The sequence below is a fragment of the Mogibacterium kristiansenii genome, from assembly GCF_029224645.1.
GTDB classification, from domain to species: domain Bacteria; phylum Bacillota; class Clostridia; order Peptostreptococcales; family Anaerovoracaceae; genus Mogibacterium_A; species Mogibacterium_A kristiansenii.
Genome location: NZ_JAQXUZ010000025.1, coordinates 1 through 20,489, shown reverse-complemented (window position 1 = coordinate 20,489; position 20,489 = coordinate 1). Strand labels below are relative to the sequence as shown.

At 53.3% G+C, this 20,489-nt stretch carries 10 protein-coding genes; all 10 read left to right on the top strand.

The genetic code is table 11. The features are described from left to right. Window positions 1-39: 39 nt before the first annotated feature. The 10 genes from PUE40_RS07695 (at window position 40) to pyk (ending at window position 18,583) form a co-directional block, all read left to right on the top strand. Window positions 40-1,185 (top strand): acyl-CoA dehydrogenase family protein, encoded by a 1,146-nt coding sequence (locus PUE40_RS07695; protein ID WP_154553773.1) that lies wholly within the window; start codon window positions 40-42, stop codon window positions 1,183-1,185. A gap of 15 nt (window positions 1,186-1,200) precedes the next feature. Further along, the gene (gene acrB / locus PUE40_RS07690; protein WP_154553772.1) at window positions 1,201-2,001 is read left to right on the top strand and encodes an acryloyl-CoA reductase electron transfer subunit gamma; all 801 of its coding nucleotides are present in this window, start codon (window positions 1,201-1,203) and stop codon (window positions 1,999-2,001) included. Between the two features lie 16 nt (window positions 2,002-2,017). After that, window positions 2,018-3,133: an acryloyl-CoA reductase electron transfer subunit beta gene (acrA, locus tag PUE40_RS07685; RefSeq protein WP_277672411.1), complete on the top strand. Its 1,116-nt coding sequence runs from the start codon at window positions 2,018-2,020 to the stop codon at window positions 3,131-3,133. A gap of 75 nt (window positions 3,134-3,208) precedes the next feature. After that, window positions 3,209-4,372: a butyrate kinase gene (buk, locus tag PUE40_RS07680; RefSeq protein WP_277672410.1), complete on the top strand. Its 1,164-nt coding sequence runs from the start codon at window positions 3,209-3,211 to the stop codon at window positions 4,370-4,372. A 303-nt stretch (window positions 4,373-4,675) separates the two neighbouring features. Next, window positions 4,676-9,922, top strand: coding sequence for a Spy0128 family protein (locus PUE40_RS07675; protein WP_277672409.1), 5,247 nt, complete (start codon window positions 4,676-4,678; stop codon window positions 9,920-9,922). A gap of 265 nt (window positions 9,923-10,187) precedes the next feature. Further along, window positions 10,188-10,550, top strand: a complete 363-nt coding sequence (locus PUE40_RS07670) for a metal-sensing transcriptional repressor (RefSeq protein ID WP_206157289.1) — start codon at window positions 10,188-10,190, stop codon at window positions 10,548-10,550. 18 nt (window positions 10,551-10,568) lie between these two features. After that, complete coding sequence (locus tag PUE40_RS07665) at window positions 10,569-13,151, top strand: heavy metal translocating P-type ATPase (protein WP_277672408.1); 2,583 nt, start codon at window positions 10,569-10,571, stop codon at window positions 13,149-13,151. A gap of 164 nt (window positions 13,152-13,315) precedes the next feature. Beyond that, window positions 13,316-14,146, top strand: coding sequence for a hypothetical protein (locus PUE40_RS07660; protein WP_277672407.1), 831 nt, complete (start codon window positions 13,316-13,318; stop codon window positions 14,144-14,146). A 15-nt stretch (window positions 14,147-14,161) separates the two neighbouring features. After that, window positions 14,162-17,107, top strand: a complete 2,946-nt coding sequence (locus PUE40_RS07655; RefSeq protein WP_277672406.1) for an insulinase family protein — start codon at window positions 14,162-14,164, stop codon at window positions 17,105-17,107. Between the two features lie 48 nt (window positions 17,108-17,155). After that, window positions 17,156-18,583, top strand: a complete 1,428-nt coding sequence (gene pyk, locus PUE40_RS07650; protein ID WP_154553764.1) for a pyruvate kinase — start codon at window positions 17,156-17,158, stop codon at window positions 18,581-18,583. Window positions 18,584-20,489 lie beyond the last annotated feature (1,906 nt).

The window sequence follows — 20,489 nt, the reverse complement described above, 5'->3', positions numbered from 1 at the left end:
TCTCCCGGCATTTTCAAAGCAAAAATCAAGGAGGAAAACATGATTCTTGACAAAAAGCATGCCCTGCAGCAGAAGCTGTTCCGTCAGTTTGCAGAGACGGAATTCACCAAAGAACTGCAGGACGAACTGGATCTCACCGGGGAATTCAACTGGGAGATGCATAAAAAAATGGCTCGTTACGGCTTCATGGGAACAAAGATTCCGGCAGAATACGGCGGAGCCGGCGGTGATAGCCTGTCCTATGTACTGATGGACGAAGAATTTGCTCGTCAGGACCTGGTACTGGCAATCTATGCAAACACATCCAACTCTCTGGGCGGCGGCCCACTGATGCTGGCAGGAAGCAAAGAGCAGAAGGAAAAATACCTGCCGCTGGTTGCAAGCGGTGAGAAAATCATGGTATTCGGATTGACCGAGCCGGGTGCCGGCTCCGATGCCGGTGGTACCACCACCACCGCAATTCCGGATGGTGACGATTATATCATCAACGGCCGTAAGTGCTTTATCTCCGGCGCACCGATGGCAGACTGGATTATTATTTTCGCAAAGACCGATCTTAGCCTGAAGGGTTCCAGAGGAATCTCCATGTTCATCGTGGACATGCACGCCGACGGCGTTTCCCTGGGCGCTCCGGAGAAGAAGATGGGGATCAAGGGTTATCCGACTTGCGACGTTGTATTCGAAGATGTTCGCGTTCCGAAGGAAAACCTGGTAGGACCTCTGAACAAGGGATTCCAGTATGCGATGAAGACTCTGGACGGCGGACGTCTGGGCGTAGCCGCAATGGCAATCGGTCTGGCACAGGGCTGCCTGGACGAAGCCGTGAAGTATTCCATGGAGAGAAAGCAGTTCGGACACAGACTGGCAGATTTCCAGGCTATTAGCTTTAAGATTGCTAAGATGCAGACCGAACTGGAAGCAGCTCGTCAGCTGACCTATCACGCAGCGGTTCTGAAGGATGCCAACCATCCGGATGCCAGCAAGGCGTGCTCCGAAGCGAAGTTCTTTGCCGCAGAGATGGCAAACAGATGCGCATACGAAGCCGTTCAGATTCACGGCGGATACGGATACATCGAAGAGTACAGAGTGGAAAGAATGTACCGTGACGCTCGTATCCTGAGCATCTTCGAAGGAACCAGTGAAATCCAGCAGGTGGTTATCGCCAACAGCCTGCTCAGAAAGTAAGGAGGTAACGGAAATATGAAAATTTTGGTAACTGTAAAGCAGGTTCCTGATACCTCCGGCAAGGTAGCAGTGAACGATGACGGTACGCTGAACCGTGCATCCATGCAGACAATCATCAACCCGGATGACCTGAATGCGGTGGAAGCGGCTCTGGCGCTGAAAGACGAATATGGCTGTGAGGTAGTTGCATTCACCATGGGACCGCCTCCGGCAGAAGGCATGCTGAGAGAGCTGATGGCAATGGGCGTGGACGAAACCGTGCTGATTTCCGCAAGAGAATTCGGCGGCTCCGATACGTATGCTACATCTCAGATCATTGCAGCGGCAATCGACACCTACGGACTGGGCGACGAAGACATCATCATCGCCGGACGTCAGGCAATCGATGGAGATACGGCACAGGTTGGACCGCAGATTGCGGAAAAACTCCATCTCCCGCAGATTACATATGCCGGAAAGATTGAGAAAGACGGAAATACACTGACCGTTCAGAGAATGCTGGAAGACGGCTACATGGTAGTAAAAACACACACACCATGCATGATTACCTGCATCAAGGAGCTGAACGAGCCGAGATACATGTCCGTAGCAGGAACCGAAAAGTGCTTCGACATGCCGGTTAAGGTAATGGATTACGAAGCGTTGAAGGATCACCCGCTGATCGACAAAACCACCATCGGTCTGAAGGGATCCCCGACCAACATCTTCAAGTCCTTCACTCCACCGAGAAAGGGCGCCGGAATGATTTTGGACGGCTGCGGAAAAGAAACAACAGACGAGCTGGCAGGTATCCTCACCGGCAAGCACATCATCTAAGAAAGGAGAAATATTTATGGCTTACGATAGTGCAGATATTGCTGCTTTCAAGAATGTATGGGTTTTCTGTGAGCAGCGTCAGGGCGTAATGATGCCGACAACTTTTGAGCTGATTTCCGAAGGCCGGAAGTTGGCAGACGAACTGGGAGTAAACCTGTGCGGTATCCTCCTGGGAGAAAACGTAGAAGGAATTGCAAAGGAATTGGGCGGTTACGGTGCCGATCAGGTCATCGTATGCGACAGCCCGCTTCTGAAGAACTACACTACAGATGGATACACCAAAGTCATCTGTGACATGGTAGAAGAATACAAGCCGGAAATCATGCTGTTCGGCGCTTCCAACATCGGAAGAGACCTGGCACCGAGATGTGCCGCAAGACTTCACACCGGTCTGTGCGCAGACTGCACCCACCTGGATGTAGATCTGGGAGGATACATCGACTTCCTGAAGACCGGTTCTTCTCTGGATGTGGAGAACACCAAATTCGAAAGCAAGCTCTTCGATGTAAATACCAATATGAAGATGACCCGTCCGGCATTCGGCGGACACTTGATGGCAACCATCGTGTGCCCGAGATTCCGTCCGGCAATGGCAACGGTTCGTCCGGGCGTTATGAAGAAGAGACCGTTCGACGAAGCAAAAGCAAATGCGGTTGAACTCGTTCATCCGGAATTCAAGCTGGAAGCATCGGATATCGAGACCGAAGTAGTAGATATCGTGAAGGCTGCTAAGAAGATGGTAGACCTGATTGGCGCGGACTTCATCGTATCCGTTGGCCGTGGTATCGCGAAGGATGTAGACGGCGGAATTAAGCTGGCAGAAGAACTGGCAGACCTGCTGGGCGGCGTCGTTGGCGCATCCCGTGCGGTGGTAGATGCCGGCTGGATCGGTGCGGATCATCAGGTTGGTCAGACCGGAAAGACCGTACATCCGAAGGTATACGTAGCACTGGGAATTTCCGGTGCGATTCAGCACAAAGCCGGAATGCAGGATTCGGAATGCATCATCGCTATCAACAAGGCAGACAATGCACCGATTTTCGAAGTGGCAGATTACGGCATCGTTGGCGACCTGTTCAAGGTTGTTCCGCTGCTGATTGACTCCATCAAAGAGGCGAAAGCGCAAGCCTAGCCTGCATAATAACTACCTGCTTGGATTGCCTGCGGCCGATGGCTGCAGGCAATCGCTTGAGCAGAAGGACACCGAATGAAACGCAAAGGAGACCGAGATATGCAAATCGTAGACGGCAAAAAGATCTTTACGATTGTAACGATCAACCCGGGATCCACCTCTACAAAAATCGGGGTATACCGGAACGATCAGAAGGTATTTATAGAGAACATCTATCATACCAAGGAAGAACTGGAGCAGTTCGACTGCGTCCAGTCTCAATTGATGTACCGGGCAAAGCTGGTAGAAAATGCCTGCCGGGTGAATCAGGTGGATTTGGATGATGTGGACTCCTTTGTGGCCCGGGGTGGCGGGATGGCATCCTGTGTTTCCGGCGTGTATTCGGTAAATGATCAGCTGATTTATGACTGTCAGACCGCACGAACCGGTGTCTCCCACCCGGCGATGTTGGCCTGTCAGATTGCCCGTTACCTGGAATCCAGATACGGCGGGAGAGCACTGGTATTCAATCCACCGGATGTGGATGAGTTTCAGGATTTGGCTCGCATCAGCGGAATTAAAGGAATGTATCGAGACAGCCATGTGCACTGTCTGAATCAGAAAGAGGCGGCACATCGATACTGTCTGGAGAAAGGCATTCGATACGAAGATCACAATTTTGTGGTCGCTCATATCGGTGGCGGGGTTTCTTTTACCGCCCATCGAAAAGGAAAGATGATTGACAGCAACGATAATCTGGCGGGAGACGGTCCGATGACGCCGACCAGAGTGGGCTCTTTTCCAACGGTGAAAATCATCAAGATGGCGTATAGCGGAAAGTACACCTACAAACAGATGGAGGAACTGCTTACTCGAAAAGGAGGTCTGTACAGTCACCTTGGAACGGACGATATGCGTGAAATTGTGTGTCGTATCCGGCACGGAGATGAGTATGCAAAGCTGTGCACCGATGCCATGGCGTACCAATTCGGAAAGGCCATCGGATCCTGTGCAGCCGCCTTGCAAGGAAAAGTGGAAGCGATTATTATCACCGGTGGCGTGGCGCATTCAACCTATGTGATCGATCAAATCCGTCCGTACGTGGAATGGATTGCGCCGGTGTGGGTTCTCCCGGGAGAATACGAGTTGGCGGCGCTGGCGAGAGGCGCATGGCAGGCGCTTACCGGGGAAGCGGAAGTGCTGGAGTATACCGGAGATCCGGTGTTCAAGGGATTTCACGCAGCCCGTTACGGCCTATAAAGAAGAAAATATCAACAATAGCGATAAAGCATTCACCCGAAGAAGCATGCAGTTTCTATGGGTGGATGCTTTTTTTCCTTGGAATTACACTTATTATACTGTACAAAATAATACAAGAATTAAACTAGAAGAACTATTTACAACACAAATGGTAAAGAATAAACTATACTGTGGAGAAAAAGAATAGTTACTCTCGGTAGTATTGTTTTTTTCAATGTATTTTTTCTTTATGTTTTTTTTTACGTATTTTTTCTTTGAGGTGTAACAATGGGGAACAAAATTCTTAGGAGGGCGACCTTATGGTTGCTGGTTTTATTTGCTGTGTTTTGTTTTGCACCATTTTCGTCATCTGCGGACGATGGTTATGATGCACATTTTTTTATTCGGTATGACAGCAGTACACAGACGGAGGATGGTACAACGCAGTACAGTCCAAAGCACTACTTCCCGGTAGGTACTACTGCGCCGGATTATGTGTACGGAAACAGCGGAAGTGATTACACTTCTGTGGACGGAAAGGTGCTGACCAAAGTCGCATACGTGCCCGGTGCTGAAACGGTAATTACCGGCGGTAACGTGAATCTGTACGATTCTTTCGGTACAGAAGCCAATACGGAAGCACTGCACAAGTATTTCAAGACCGTATACGACAACATCCTTCAGGAACCTTCCAGAGATGTTATTCAGGCATCCATTGAGAAGGCACTGGGAGCCAAATATGCAACGCTGTATGCGAAAGGAGAAATCGACGTCCTGTGGTACGTATCCAAGGCGGAAAGCTCCTATGTTAACGTGGACGGTGTTGTGTACTACGTGAAGACCGGACAGGTCGTAGATAAGCCGGAAACGGACAGCGGTACGGTGGAAATTGATGGTATTAAGAATCTGAAGGGGCGGAATTTCAAGAAGGGAGATTCCTGGAATTTTGCCATTCAGGCGGATACGAACGACGCACCGATGCCGGAAAAGACAACCGCCCGCATTCAATCGGAAGACGGCGCGGTGGAATACTTCACCTTTGGCGAAATTCATTTTACCCGTGCGGATTTGAAGGGATCGAACTCGAAAACCTTTAGATACACGATTACCGAGAGCGGAAGCGTGGCCAACGTAACCAACGATTCTGCATCGCATACGGTAAACGTGACCGTTTCGTATGACCGAAATAAGAGCAAGCTGAGCGCGAAAGCAGAATATCTGAACGGCGGTAAAAGCGGCAGCTCGGCAGAATTCAATAACGAATATCATAAGCCGGTGACCCGCGTTCAGGTAGAGAAGGTTTGGTTGGATTCCAACGACCGGAGCCGGATGCGCCCGGAATCTATTACGATTCACCTTCTCCGAAACGGCGAGGAAATCAAGACCAAGACGGTCACCGAAGCGGACGACTGGAAATGGACGTTCGACAATCTGGATAAGTTCGATGCAAACGATAAAGAATATAAATACACGATAAAAGAAGATACGGTACCGTTCTACACTTCCGCAGAGAGTACGGATGCGGATGGAAATACGGTAATCACCAATACATACAAGCCGGAGAAGCTAGAACTGAAAGGCGATGCCGCACTGAAGGTTACAAAGGTTGTAATCGGAAAGAAATCCACAGAACCGTTCACCTTCAAACTGACTGCAGCGGAAAATTACGGGGATGCGGTGAAGATGCCGGCGAATACGGAAGTGAAGACTTCCGACAGTATTCCGGCAGACGGTGCGGAAACAAAATCCTTCCAGCCGGTGGAAATCACCAAGGCCGGAACATATAAGTTCAAAGTAAAGGAAACGACAACCACAACTGCAGGCGGTTGGAATTACGATAACCGGGAACGCACGCTTACCGTAAAGGTGGCAGACAATAAGGGTCATTTGGAAGTGGTTGATGCAGACAGTACATTGTCCGCAACCGTAACGAATACCTTTACCCCGGCAGTGATGGACGCTGATACCGCCATCACCGGACGCAAGACGCTGGTTGGCCGGAATATGCTGAAGGACGAAGAATTCAACTTCACGCTGAAGGCCGGCGATGCGGCCACTCGGAAGGCTATCGACGAGAAGGATATCGTGCTGGGAAGCACCAATGCAAGGGTAAGCACTTTGGCGGACGGATCCACTACGACCTTCATGTTCGGCAGAGCGGAATTCTCCAAGGAAGGAGAATATACCTTTATCGTAACGGAGAAAGATGGCGGAAAACCGGGAATGAAATACGACACCGAAGGAAAAGTCCTGAAGGTGAAGGTTTCCAAGGAAGATGGTGTCCTGAAAGCGGTTCAGATGAATTCGCCAAGCTATAAGAACGTCTATGAAGCCGCCGGAGAATACACACCGGCAGGAACCAAGACTCTGCTGAACGAGAATGGAAACAAGCTGTCGGTGAAAGACGGTCAGTTTGAGTTCAACGTATACTATTCCGGTCATGAGGATCGGGAACCGGTGACCACCGGAACCACAGGAAGCGGCAAGGATGCACCGATCCACTTCGGAACCCTGTCCTACACCATCTCCGACCTGGAGAAGCTGGTTGCAAAGGGATATGCGGACAAGAAGGTGCTGGCAAACGGCGCCGAGTACAGCATTAACTACGCGGTAACCGAGAAGGAGACGGGCAACAGTGCGCTGCAGCAGAATACGCAGACTCAGACCTTCCGGGTAGTAGTGAAGGATAACGGAACCGGAAAGCTGACCGTGGAATCCGGAACCGGAAAGAAACTGAATTTCGAGAACGTATACAAGTCGGATAAGGCAACCGTAAACTTCGAGGGACAGAAAGTACTGGAAGGCCGGAACCTGAAGGCAGATGAGTTCACCTTTAAGGTAACTTCTGACGATGCGGATGCACCGATGCCGAAAGCGAGAGAGGCTCAGAATCGGGCCAATGGCTCGGTGAACTTCGGAACCGTCACCTATGGCAAGGATGACCTGGGCGACGAGACGGAGAAGACATTTACCTACAAGGTAAAAGAATCCGGAAACCGGCCGGGTGTTGCCAACGACACCGAGACAAAGACCGTAAAGGTAACGGTAAAGGATGACGGAAAGGGCCACATCACGGCTGAGCTGGATCCAAAGGCGACACCGCTGTTTACGTTTAACAATACGTACAGCACCACCTCCCAGGAATCCTCTGTCACCGGACAGGTCTCGATTAAGAAGGCTCTGGCCGGACGTGCCATGGAAGCTGGTGAGTTCCGCTTTGTATTGAAGGATGAAAACGGAAAGACCGTCGGCGAAGGAACCAACGACAAGGATGGAAACATCTCCTTCCCGGCATTGACCTTCAAGAACGTGGGAACCTATAACTACACTGTAGAAGAAGTGGCCGGAAACGACCGACACATCACTTACGACGCGACTCCATACAAAGTCAGTGCAGTTGTAACGGATAATCTGGACGGAACATTGAAGGTAACCTGGAAGAGCGGAACCGGTGCGATTCTGTTCAAGAACACCTACCGGGTAGATCCGACAAATGTAGCTCCGAGCGTGGAGAAGAAGATTACCGGAGAAAATCCGGCGAAAGACAGTACCTTCCGCTTCACCCTCACCGGCAAAGACAATGCGCCGATGCCGGAAGGAAGCAAGGACGGCAAGAAGTCGACATCTGTTACGGGCGAAGGAAAGGCGGACTTCGGAAAAATTACCTTCGATAAAGCCGGAACCTACACCTACAAGGTGGCAGAGGAGAACGGAAACGAGTCCAGCTACAACTACGACTCCAATGAATACACTCTGATCTACAAGGTAAAAGATGTGAAGGGCGAACTCAAGGCAGAACAGAGTATCACCGCCGGAGACAAGAGTGCAGATGAAATGGTATTTACCAATGAGTATGCACCGGCATCCATGGACGGGGATACCGCCATTACCGGAACGAAGGAACTGGCAGGACGCAGCATGCAGAAGGACGAGAAGTTCGAATTCACGCTGAAGGCCGGCGATGAGGCAACTCAGAAGGCCATCGACGAGAAGGATATCGTTCTGGATGACACCAATGCAAGCCTGAGCGGCAAGAGAGACGGTCAGAAGTCCACATTCTCCTTCGGCAGAGCCGAGTTCTCCAAAGAGGGAGAGTACACCTTTACCGTAACGGAGAAGGACGGCGGAAAAGCCGGAATGACCTACGACACCAAGGAAAAGACATTCAAGGTTAAGGTTGCCAAGGTAAACGGCATCATGACGGCGGTTCAGGAGGAGACTCCAACCTTCAAGAACGTTTACGAAGCATCCGGTGAATTCACACCGGCCGGAACTAAGACTCTGCTGAGCGAGAACGGAAACAAGCTGTCCGTAAAGGATAACCAGTTCAAGTTCAGCGTGTACTACACCGGCCATACGGATGGAGAAGCGGTAACTACGGGAACTACCGGAAACGGCAAGGATGCCGAAATTGGTTTTGGCAAGTTGTCCTACACCATTTCCGACCTGGAGAAGCTGGTGGCAAAGGGATATGCCGACAAGGCAGAGCTGGATAACGGTGCAAGATACTACATCGACTATGTGGTAATCGAAAACGCATCGGAGAACTATGCCCTGCAGGCAAACACCCAGGCGCCGACCTTCCGGGTAGAGGTAACGGATAACGGAGACGGAACCCTGAGGGCAGAATCGGAAGAGGGATCGAAGCTTGCTTTTGAGAACCTGTATAAGTCGGATAAGGCAACGGTTCACTTGAACGGTCAGAAGGTGCTGGAAGGACGCCCTCTGAAGGCGGATGAGTTCACCTTTAACGTGACGTCCGATGAAGAGAACGCACCGATGCCGGAGAAGACGGAAGTGAAGAATGAAGAAGGCGGAAACATCGACTTCGGAACTATCACTTACGGAAAGGACGACCTGGGCGACGCGACGGAGAAGACATTTACCTATCAGGTAAAAGAATCCGGAGAGCAGCCGGGGGTTGCCAACGATACCGAGACAAAGACCGTAAAGGTAACGGTAAAGGATGATGGGGAAGGCCATATCACGGCAGAGACGGAACCGAAGGAAGCACCGCTGTTCGCGTTTAACAACACCTACAGCACCACTTCCAAGGAATCCTCTGTAACGGATACGGTGAAAATCCGGAAGACACTGACCGGCCGGAAACTGAAGAACAAGGAATTCACCTTTGTTCTGAAGGATAAGGACGGAAAGAACGTTGCGGAAGCGAAGAATAACGCAGACGGAAGTGTTGCCTTTAAGAGCCTGACCTTCGACGAAGTGGGTACCTACAACTACACCGTCAAGGAAGTAAAGGGCAATGCAAAGCGTATATCCTATGATGCAAATGCATATAATGTAACGGCGACGGTTACGGATAACCTGGACGGAACTCTTTCCGTGAAATGGTCCACCGGAACCAAGAAGGAAATCCACTTCTATAACCGGTATAAGAAGAAAACAGTCACACCGAATCCGAGCGGAAAGCACGGCGGAAAGGCAGATAACAACAATATCGGGCCGTTCACCGGAGATGACAGCAACGCAGACCTGTATCTGGGTCTGATGGGCGCATCCGCTGCAATCCTCGCAGCGCTGGCCGGAAGCCGGAAGAAGAGAAAACTGTAAAAACAGGCAGATAAGGTAATCTGCTGAGAGCGAAAGAGGCTGCTGCACCGGAAGGTGCGGCAGCCTCTGTTTTTTTGCAGCCGGCAGCCGACAATGGAATTATCCCCTTGACAGATACCCCATGGGGGTATATTATATTGGATGTAATGATACCCCATGGGGGTATCCGGAGCCAAAGACCCCACTGAGGAAGGCCCCATTGCGGAAGGCACTGCTGAGGAATGACTTGCAATCAATAAACGGCAACAACCGGAAAGGAACCAACATGGATAACGAACACAACGAAATGATAGAGAAATCTAGCGAGCAAACTTGCGAGAACTCCAGCGAGCGCTCTTGCTGCTGCGGGACGAGGCACAAGAAAAGGACGGAAGAGGAGCAGAAGGCGCTGCTTACCCGGCTGCGTCGAATCGAAGGACAAATTCGGGGCTTGGAAAAGATGGTAGAAAACGACGCCTACTGCCCGGATATTTTGGTGCAGTCTTCTGCGGCCACCAGTGCATTGAACAGCTTCAACAAGGTGCTGTTGGGATGCCATATCCGAAGTTGCGTGGCCGAAGACATCCGTTCCGGCAAGGACGAGACTGTGGACGAACTGTGCGAGCTGCTTCAGCGCTTGATGAAGTAGAATAAGGAGGATTATATTTTGGAACAATATATCGTAACGGGAATGACCTGCGCCGCCTGCCAGGCCCACGTGGAAAAAGCCGTGAGCGGCGTGCCGGGGGTGGACCGCGTGAACGTATCGTTGCTGACCCATTCCATGACGGTGGAAGGCGCAGCAGCGCCGGAGTCCGTAATTTCTGCGGTGCAGAATGCGGGCTACGATGCGGAGCTAAAAAAAGAATCCGCCGGGCAGGGACGTCCGGGGATGACCGAGCGTTTTCAGGCCGAGGAGGATGCCCTCCGGGATCGGGAGACCCCGAAGCTCCTTCGCCGGTTAAAACTCTCCATCGGCGTGCTTTTGGTGCTCATGTACATCACCATGGGCCACAATATGCTGGACTGGCCGGTGCCGGAATTTCTGAACCACAACCACATTGGCCTTGGCATTTTGCAGATGTTGCTGGCTCTAATCATCATGACCATCAATCGGGACTTCTTCCGCTCCGGCTTCAAATCCCTGCGGCACGGAGCGCCCAACATGGACACTCTGGTGGCCCTGGGCTCCGGCGTATCCTTTCTATGGTCCCTGTTCATCCTGCTGAAGATGACATATATGATCACCGACAGCACGGATAACATGGCGCTGATGCCGCTGTACCACAACCAGCTGTACTTCGAATCCGCGGCCATGATTTTGGCCCTTATCACCATCGGGAAGACTCTAGAATCCATTTCCAAAGGCCGCACCACCGATGCCCTGAAGAACCTGCTGCAGATGGCGCCAAAGACCGCATTGCTGGAACGAAACGGCGAGCTGCAGGAAGTACCGGTGGATTCGGTACAGATCGGAGACATCTACATTGTAAAATCCGGCGACGCCATTCCGGTGGACGGGGTGGTGCTGGAAGGCACGGCCGCCGTGGACGAATCTCCGCTGACAGGGGAATCCGTACCGGTGGACAAGGCGCCGGGAGATTCCACCTCCGCCGCCACCATCAGCCAATCCGGCTATCTTCGGTGCCGGGCAGCTCGGGTGGGAGAGGATACCACTTTTGCCCAGATTATCCGGTTGGTAAGCGATGCGGCAGGCACGAAAGCCCCGATTGCCCGGATTGCGGATAAAGTCTCCGGAATTTTCGTGCCGGCGGTAATCGGCATCGCTGTCCTGGTCTTCGCTCTTTGGATGCTGCAGGGGGCGGCAGTGTCCCGGGCACTGGAACACGCCATCACCGTTCTGGTAATCTCCTGCCCTTGCGCCCTGGGGCTGGCAACCCCGGTGGCCATCATGGTGGGAAACGGAATGGGCGCCCGGAACGGTATCCTGTTCAAGACTTCGGAGTCACTGGAAAACGCGGGTAAAATCAATATCATCGCCCTGGACAAGACCGGTACCATTACGGAAGGTCGGCCTAAGGTGACGGATCTCCTTCCGGCGGAAGAAATTTCGGAAGAAACGCTTTTGAAATATGCCGCCGCGCTGGAGGAACGCAGCGAGCACCCTCTGGGAAAAGCCATTGTGGAATATGCCGGAGAAAAGGCGGGGGAGACGGAAGTGAAAGATTTCCGAGTACTCCCGGGAGACGGCTTGCAAGGCTCCGTGGATGGCGGTACTATAGTGGGAGGTTCAGAGAAATTTATCCGAAGCCGGATTTCCGTTCCGGAGGAATTCACGAAGGCCTCCGCCCGGTTGGCCGCCTCCGGCAAAACGCCGATTTATTTTACCCGGAATAATGAGATTCTGGGAATTATCGCCGTGGCGGATACGGTGCGGGAGGATTCCCGGGAAGCCATTGCGCAGCTGCGGAACATGGGCGTGGAAGTGGTCATGCTCACCGGCGACAACCGGAACACGGCGGAAGCCATCGGCCGAGATGCGGGCGTGAAGCATGTTATCGCCGGGGTGCTGCCGGAAGGAAAGGAGCAGGTGATTCGCCGGCTTCAGGAGCACGGAACCGTGGCCATGGTAGGGGACGGAATCAACGATGCACCGGCCCTGACCCGAGCGGATATCGGCATTGCTATCGGCGCCGGAACGGATGTGGCGGTGGACTCTGCGGAAGTGGTATTGATGAATTCCCGCCTTTCCGACGTGGCGGCGGCCGTTCGGCTGAGCCGGGCCACCCTTCGGAACATCCACGAAAACCTGTTCTGGGCCTTTGCCTACAACATCCTGCTGATTCCAATGGCAGCGGGGCTGTATTCCGGGATTAGCTTGAACCCAATGTGGGGCGCGGCGGCCATGTCCCTGTCCAGTTTTACGGTGTGCATGAATGCCCTTCGCCTGAACCGTTTCCGGATGCAGGATGCAGGAAAGGATCGACCGCTTCGAAAACGGGCGACATCGATGGAAGAAATCGAATATGAAATGGAATCGTTGTTGAAATCTAATGAAACAGAGGAGGAAAAGAAGATGACAACAGAAGTAAAGATTAAAGGAATGATGTGCGCGCACTGCGAGGCTCACGTGAAGAAGGCACTGGAGGCACTGGATGGCGTGGAGAGCGCGGCACCGGATAAGGATGCCGGCAATGCGGTGCTGACTCTTTCCAAGGATGTATCCGCCGATGCGGTCAAAGCAGCGGTCGAAGATGCGGGATACGAATTTCTGGGAATGACCGAATAAGAGGTGTAATCCTGATTCTCATCGGAATCGAAATTTTCGTAACGGGAATATAGATAAACAGAAAACGGCGCTCCTGACGGGTTCAGGGGCGCCGGATGTTTTTTGCGTTCAATCCGGGGATAGGGTATAATGGGGCATAGTTTCGAAATCAGGAGGAATGGGAAATGACGAATAATACAAAAAAAGAATGGACGCCGGGCAAGCGAATCCGGCACGGATTGATATATGGATTTTGCACGGCACTGCTGGTGCTGGTGCTGGAAGGCGCGCTGCGGGATTACGTGGTGGAAGGGGCGTTCCGGCTGAAGATTGGTACCACGGCCGGCGGCCTGGTGCTGGGCGTGCTGATGGCAGCAGTGGAGGAATTCCTCTGCTGGTATTTTCTGTGCCGCAGTGAGAAGCAGCCGGGTTTCGACCGGTATGCCTTCCGGAGCTATCTCCATTCGGGCTTCTGGATTGTCCTGGGCTTTGTGGGACTGCTCTCGGCACTCACCACTTTGGGCGGAGGTGCGGTTCCGGCGGACGTGCGCTGGAACACCATTTTGAGCCCGTTCTTCACCATGGTGATCATGAGCTGCCTGCTGTGGAAGGGGTCTCGGGAAGGCGCGATGATTGTTCCGTGGTTCATCCACGCTTTGTGGCTGTGCCCGCTGCTGATGGTGCTTCCGGGAAATGAAGTTACATCCGATATGGACCGAACCGTGGTGACCTTCGTTCTTGTTTTTACCCCGGTGTTCTACGTGGCGGCGATGGTTCTTTTTATAAGAAACCGAAAGAAGGTACGGGATCCGAAGGAGTACATTCCGGCGGGACACGCCGTTTCCCTGCGGGGCAAGAAGAAGTCCCGAGAAGAGGAACAGCCGGCGCTGAGCCAGGCATTTGCAGAGGCGGCACCGGCGGAATCTGCGGAAGAAGCGGAAGCGGAGGACGCGCCGGATGTTGCGGAGGTGACGGACCGGTATGCGGCAGAAAAAGTGGAAGATCACTACCTATAATATAGAAGAAAGGGAATGCGTATGACGATGCAGGAGCGTAGAGAGTTGGAAGTAAATGAGGTGCTGCACGGGTTTCGGGTGCAGCGGCGGGTGCCTTTGGAGGAGCTGCAGGGAACCCTGATTCAGATGGAGCACGAAACCACCGGGTTGAAGCTGATTTGGCTGGATCGAGCGGAGGAGAACAAGACCTTTGGGATTGCATTCAAGACGCTGCCGTGGAACGACACCGGGGTGTTTCATATTTTGGAACATTCGGTACTGTGCGGGTCGGACCGGTATCCGGTGAAGGAGCCCTTTGTGGAACTGGTGAAGAATTCCCTGAACACATTTCTGAATGCCATGACTTTTCCGGACAAAACCTTGTATCCGGTGGCCAGCAAGAATAACAAGGATTTCATCAATCTGATGCGGGTGTACATGGATGCAGTGCTGCATCCGGCCATCTATCGGAACCCGAACATTTTCCGGCAAGAGGGCTGGCACTACGCCTTCGACGAAGCCGGGACGCCGTCTTACAAGGGCGTAGTATTCAACGAAATGAAGGGGGCCATGGCCAACGCCGACGAGCTGCTGGAGGATGCCATGTGTCAGGCGATGCTGCCGGATACGCCGTACCGATTCAATTCCGGCGGCGATCCGAAACACATTCCGGATTTGACCTACGAGGATTTCATCCACACCCATCGGAAATTCTATGCACCGTCCAACGCCTACATCTGCCTGGACGGAAATCTGGATATCGACGAAGTGCTGGGCATTCTCCAGGACGAATACCTGAAGGATTTTGGACGGACCGAGCCGGTTCACTTCCCGCCGAAACAGGCGCCGGTGGACGGCGGAAGCCGCACGGTTACCTACGAGATTGCGCCGGATGAGGAGAACGAACCGCGGATGCGGATTGCCTGGGGCGGCGTGATCGGCGATTACGATGACCGGGAGAAGCTGGTAGCCATGCACGTGCTGCACAGCGTCATCGCCCACAACAACCACTCCCCGCTGGTAAAATGCATTCTGGACAGGGGCCTGGCCGAGGACGTAATCGTCTCCGTGATGGATTCGGTGCGGCAGCCCTACGCCCGTATCGAAGTCCGGAATTACGCACCGGAGAATACGGATCTCATCCGCACCTTGATTCACGATGAGCTGAATCGTCTGGTAAAAGAAGGATTAGACCGGGAGGAGCTGGATTCCGCCCTGGCCAATACGGAATTCATCATGCGGGAACGGGATTTCGGATCCTACCCATCGGGCTTAATCTACAGTTTTAACATCCTGGAGAGCTGGCTGTATGGCGGAAAGCCGGAAGCCAACCTGCAGGTGGGAGATATTTTCGAGAAGCTTCGGGAGAAAGCCGATCAAGGGTATTTCGAGGAACTCCTTCGGGCGGTTTATCTGGATAACGATCACCGCTGTGAGGTTATTATGGAACCTTCCCGCAGGGCGGGCGAAGAACGGCGAAAGGCAGAGGAACGGCGACTTCGGGGTGAGGAAGCATCCTGGGATTCGGCGGAGAAGGAAACCCTTCAGCGTCAGGAAAGAGAACTGCAGAAATGGCAAGAGGAAACGGATTCGGAGGAGGATCTGCAATGTCTGCCGCACTTGACTTTAGCGGATATTCAGGATATGCCGGAGGATATCCCGACGGAAGTGCGGGACATGGAAGGCACCAAGGTGTTGGTGCACGACATCCCAACCGGCGGAATTCTGTACGTAACGGCGTTTTTCGACATTACGGACCGGACCGAAGAAGAGCTGTCTCGGATTTCATTCCTGACGGAAATCCTGGGCAAAATCGCCACCCGACGGTCCACCCCGACGGATCTGCTGAACCGGAGCCGCCTGTACTGCGGAAACATTGATTTTAGCACGGCAACATTCTCGAAGAACAACGACGGAGAATCCTATAAAGCGAAGCTGGTGGCTACTTTCAGCACTTTGCCGAAGAATTTGGAAGCGGCGGTGGCCTTGGTAACGGAAGTGCTGAGTGAAACGCAGCTGTTGGACGAAGAGGCGGTTCGAAATCTGCTGAAGCAGGACCGCGGAGACATGCAGCAGCAGATGGCCATGGCGGGCCATTCCCTGGGACTGCGCCGTCTGACGGCCATGTTCACCGGCGCCGGTGTGGTAAATGAATGCACCGACGGACTGACCTATTACGAGTGGATGAAGAGGCAGGAAGAGAATTGGGACTGGACCTCCTTCCAAAACCTCCTGACCGAGGATCTGCACCGCTGCGTGAACCCGAACAAAATGATGCTGAGCATCACCGGGGGCACGGAGTCCGACGTTCAGACGCTGGTGACGGAGTTCCGGAACGGCTTGCCGTCAGAGGAATTCGAAGGGGCTTCGTCGGAAGCGGAAGGGCAGCCGGCGGTTCGTCCGTGGGGCGCCCGGAAAGAGGGTATCGTAATTCCGGCGGACATCTCCTTCGCCATCCGGGGCGGAGATATTACCAAGTTCGGCGCGCAGTGGAACGGGGAACTCTCCCTGGCGGCACGGATCGTTTCCTACGCCTACCTCTGGAATATCATCCGGGTGCAAGGCGGTGCTTACGGAACCGGCCTGACCGCCGGCGTGTCCGGCCTGACGGCCTGCTACTCCTACCGGGACCCAAAGGGTGCGGAGTCCTTGCAAAAATACGAAACCGTGGGAACCTTCCTGAAGGAGTTCACCGACGCCGATCCGGACCTTACCGGATTCATCATCGGGGCGGTGTCCGAGTCCTCTCGCGTACTGACGCCGCGCCTCAAAGGAAACGGGGCGGACAGCATGTACCTCAGCGGGCGGACCTACGAGGACCGCTGTACCGAGCGGCGGCGGGTGCTGAATTCCACGCCGGAGAAGCTGGCGAAGTATGCGGAACCCCTGGCAAAAGCCATCGCCGAAGGGGGCATCGTGCTGGTGGGCGGAAAGAACCAGCTGGAAGCCTACGGCGAGCTGGACCGGGTGATTACGGTATAGAAATAAGATTGAAAAGAGAGAAATAGATGAACTAAAGGGGGTATGACCATGAGAAAAACGAAAATAATCTGCACCATCGGACCGGCCAGCGAGTCGGAAGCTGTTTTTACCCAGATGTGTAAAGCGGGACTGAACGTGGCTCGGCTGAACTTCTCCCACGGAAATCACGAGGAACATTTGAAGCGGATCCGGACGATTCGGAAGGTTCGGGAGGAGCTGAAGCTTCCGATTCCGATTATGCTGGACACCAAGGGACCGGAGTACCGTATCGGCGTGTTCAAGGATCATCGGGTTACCCTGGCGGATGGGCAGGATTTCACCTTCACCACGGAGGATATCGAGGGGGATGAGACTCGAGTTTCCGTAAGTTACAAGGGATTCGCCAAAGATCTCCGGAAGGGCGATCGGGTGCTGGTGAACAACGGCCTGGTGGTGTGCACGGTAAAAGAAATTAACGGCAATGACGTGCTGTGCCGGGTGGATATCGGTGGCGAGCTGTCCGACCGGAAGAGCATGAATTTCCCGGGCCGGCTGATGAGCAATGCGTTCCTCAGCGAACAGGATAAGAAGGATTTGCTGTTCGGCATCGAGCAGGACGTGGATTACGTGGCGGCGTCCTTTATGTCCACCAAAGAAGATGCACTGGAGATGCGGAATTTCTTGGATGAGAACGGCGGTCAGGACATCGACATCATCGCGAAAATCGAGAACCAATCCGGCGTGGACAATGTGGAAGCGATTTCGGAAGTGGTGGACGGCATCATGGTGGCCCGGGGGGATCTGGGTGTGGAGATTCCCTTTGTGGAAGTTCCGGCGATTCAGAAGCAAATCGTCTCCAAGTGCCGGATGCTGGGAAAAAGAGTTATCGTGGCAACGGAAATGCTGGAATCCATGATTCACAACATTCGTCCGACCCGGGCGGAGATTTCCGATGTGGCCAACGCGGTGTACGAGGGAGCTTCGGCGGTGATGCTGTCGGGAGAAAGTGCCGCCGGAAAATATCCGGTGGACGCGGTTCGCACCATGGCGGAAGTGGCGGAATATACGGAAGAAAAAATCGATTACCGGAATCGGTTCCGCAAAACAGATTTCACCACGAAGAATATTCTGGACGCCATTTCCCACTCCGCCTGCCAGATGGCCATCGATGTGGAAGCGAAGTGCGTGATTGTCAGCTCCGTCAGCGGACTTACCGCGCGGATGGTAAGCCGTTTCCGAAATGCGGTGCCGATTATCGGAACCACCATTCGCCCGAAGGTATACCGGAAGCTGGCCCTTTCCTGGGGCGTCATTCCGGTGCTCTGTGAGGAATACGAATCCATGGACGTGCTGTTCTTCCATGCCATGAAGGAAGCCACCCGGATTCTGAACCTGGAAGTGGGGGACAACGTAATCATGATGGGCGGAAAGCTCAGCGGTATCACCGGAAATACCAATATGATTAAGTTCGAGACCATTAAGCGGATCTACGAATAGAAAAGCTAAAACCCTGCACGGGCAGCAATCACTTGATGCTGACCGTGCAGGGTTTTTTATTGAAGGAAGAATGCGGCGGGTAGGCGGGCCAGGTTCGCGCCCGCCTACCCGCAAAGCCAATGAACTCGGTTTTCGAGCGCGAACCCCGGGCCGGAAGAAAGGCAGAATGCGGCCCGGTCGGCGGGCCAGGTTCGCGCCCGCCTGTCCGCAAAGCCAATGAATTCGGTTTCCGAGCGCGAACCCCGGGGGGAGAGAAGCAGAAAAGCCGGCCGGTCGGCTGGCCAGGTTCGCGCTCGCTTGCCCGCAAAGCCAATGAATTCGGTTTTCGAGCGCGAACCCCGGGCCGAAAAAAGCAGAAAAGCCGACCCGGCGGCCGGCCAGGTTCGCGCCCACCTGCCCGCAAAGGCAATGAACTCGGTTTCCGAGCGCGAACCCCGGGGTGAAAAAAGCAGAAAAGCCGGCCCGGCGGCCGATCCGGTTCGCGCCTGCCTGCCCGCAAAGCCAATGAACTCGGTTTCCGAGCGCGAACCCCGGGGCGAAAAAAGCAGAAAAGCCGGCCCGGCGGCAGATCCGGTTCGCGCCCGCTTGCCCGCAAAGCCAATGAACTCGGTTTCCGAGCGCGAACCTCGGGGCGGGAGTACCCAAGATTCTTTTCTTAAGAAATCTTAAGAAACTTTTTTTTGTATAGCAATGTTATTTTAATTTCTAGATGGTACAATTATGAAAATGAATGAAAGAAAGTGGTGTTCTGTGTATAAAGCGGAGGGCGGAGCGATGAGAAGATATATTGAGATTATTATCGGGTGTGCACTTGTTGGAATTTCGATATTGGTGCAAATGCGATACATTCAGGCAATAAAAAAATATGATTGAAAAACCTATGGGAATACATATCACCTACTTTGCATAAGTTTGCTTTCCGAACTTCCGATAATTTGGATGTACCGGAATTCTATTGCGGCAAACCAACAGGAAATCACCGGGATTGTTCGTGCCCTTATTTTTATTTTGGTTGTGCAAACGCTTCTTAGCGCAGTACTCAGTTTTACTTATCGGAAAAAGAAGTAATCGGTTATTTCAGAGAGGATTAGAATTGACGACGAAAAGGGGCAGAGGAAGCATTCGTCGTCAATTCTTTCTCCTTTGGAATTATGATGAGAAGAAGAGCTGCACGAAGGGGCGCCACGCCCCTTCGTGCAGCTCTTTTCATCTGAACGCGGCCCGGATGCGGTGCGCCCCGATTCAATTCGATCGTGTACTTGGGTGCAGGCTATGCTGCGGGTTCGGCGCACCTCTAATTCGGGCCGCTTGCCGGGAAGTGGTGGAAAAGTGATGCAGGAACGCTCCGAAAAGAGGTTCCTGCATCACTTTTCCTCGCGGCCGTTGGGTAGATTGGGATGAAATGCTTGGGGGAACCGGAGGTATGTGATGCATGGAAGCAGAAAACAGGGACTCGTACATCACTTTTTCACTTAAGTGAAGTCAAAGTAGAAGAAATGAAGTGTAGAAATGATTGGAGTGATGCATGAGATGAAAAAAAGAGGGTACATGCATCAACATTGAAAATGAGGTTGATGCATGGAGTAGAAAAACAGGAGCTCATGCATCACTTTTTAGGAAGCGCCGGGCGGTCAGCCCATCCGACCCTAGAGACGTGGTGCCCCGCGACGAAGGAACAAGGGTTAGCGGGGAGCGGAGCACCACGCCCAACTTGCCGGAGGCCCATCTGCCCCCAAAGACGTTGTGCCCCGCGACGAAGGAACAAGGGTTCGCGGGGAGTGAAGCACCACGCTCAACTTGCCGGAGGCCCATCCGCCCCCAAAGACGTGGTGCCCCGCGACGAAGGAACAAGGGTTCGCGGGGAGTGAAGCACCACGCTCAACTTGCCGGAGGCCCATCCGCCCCC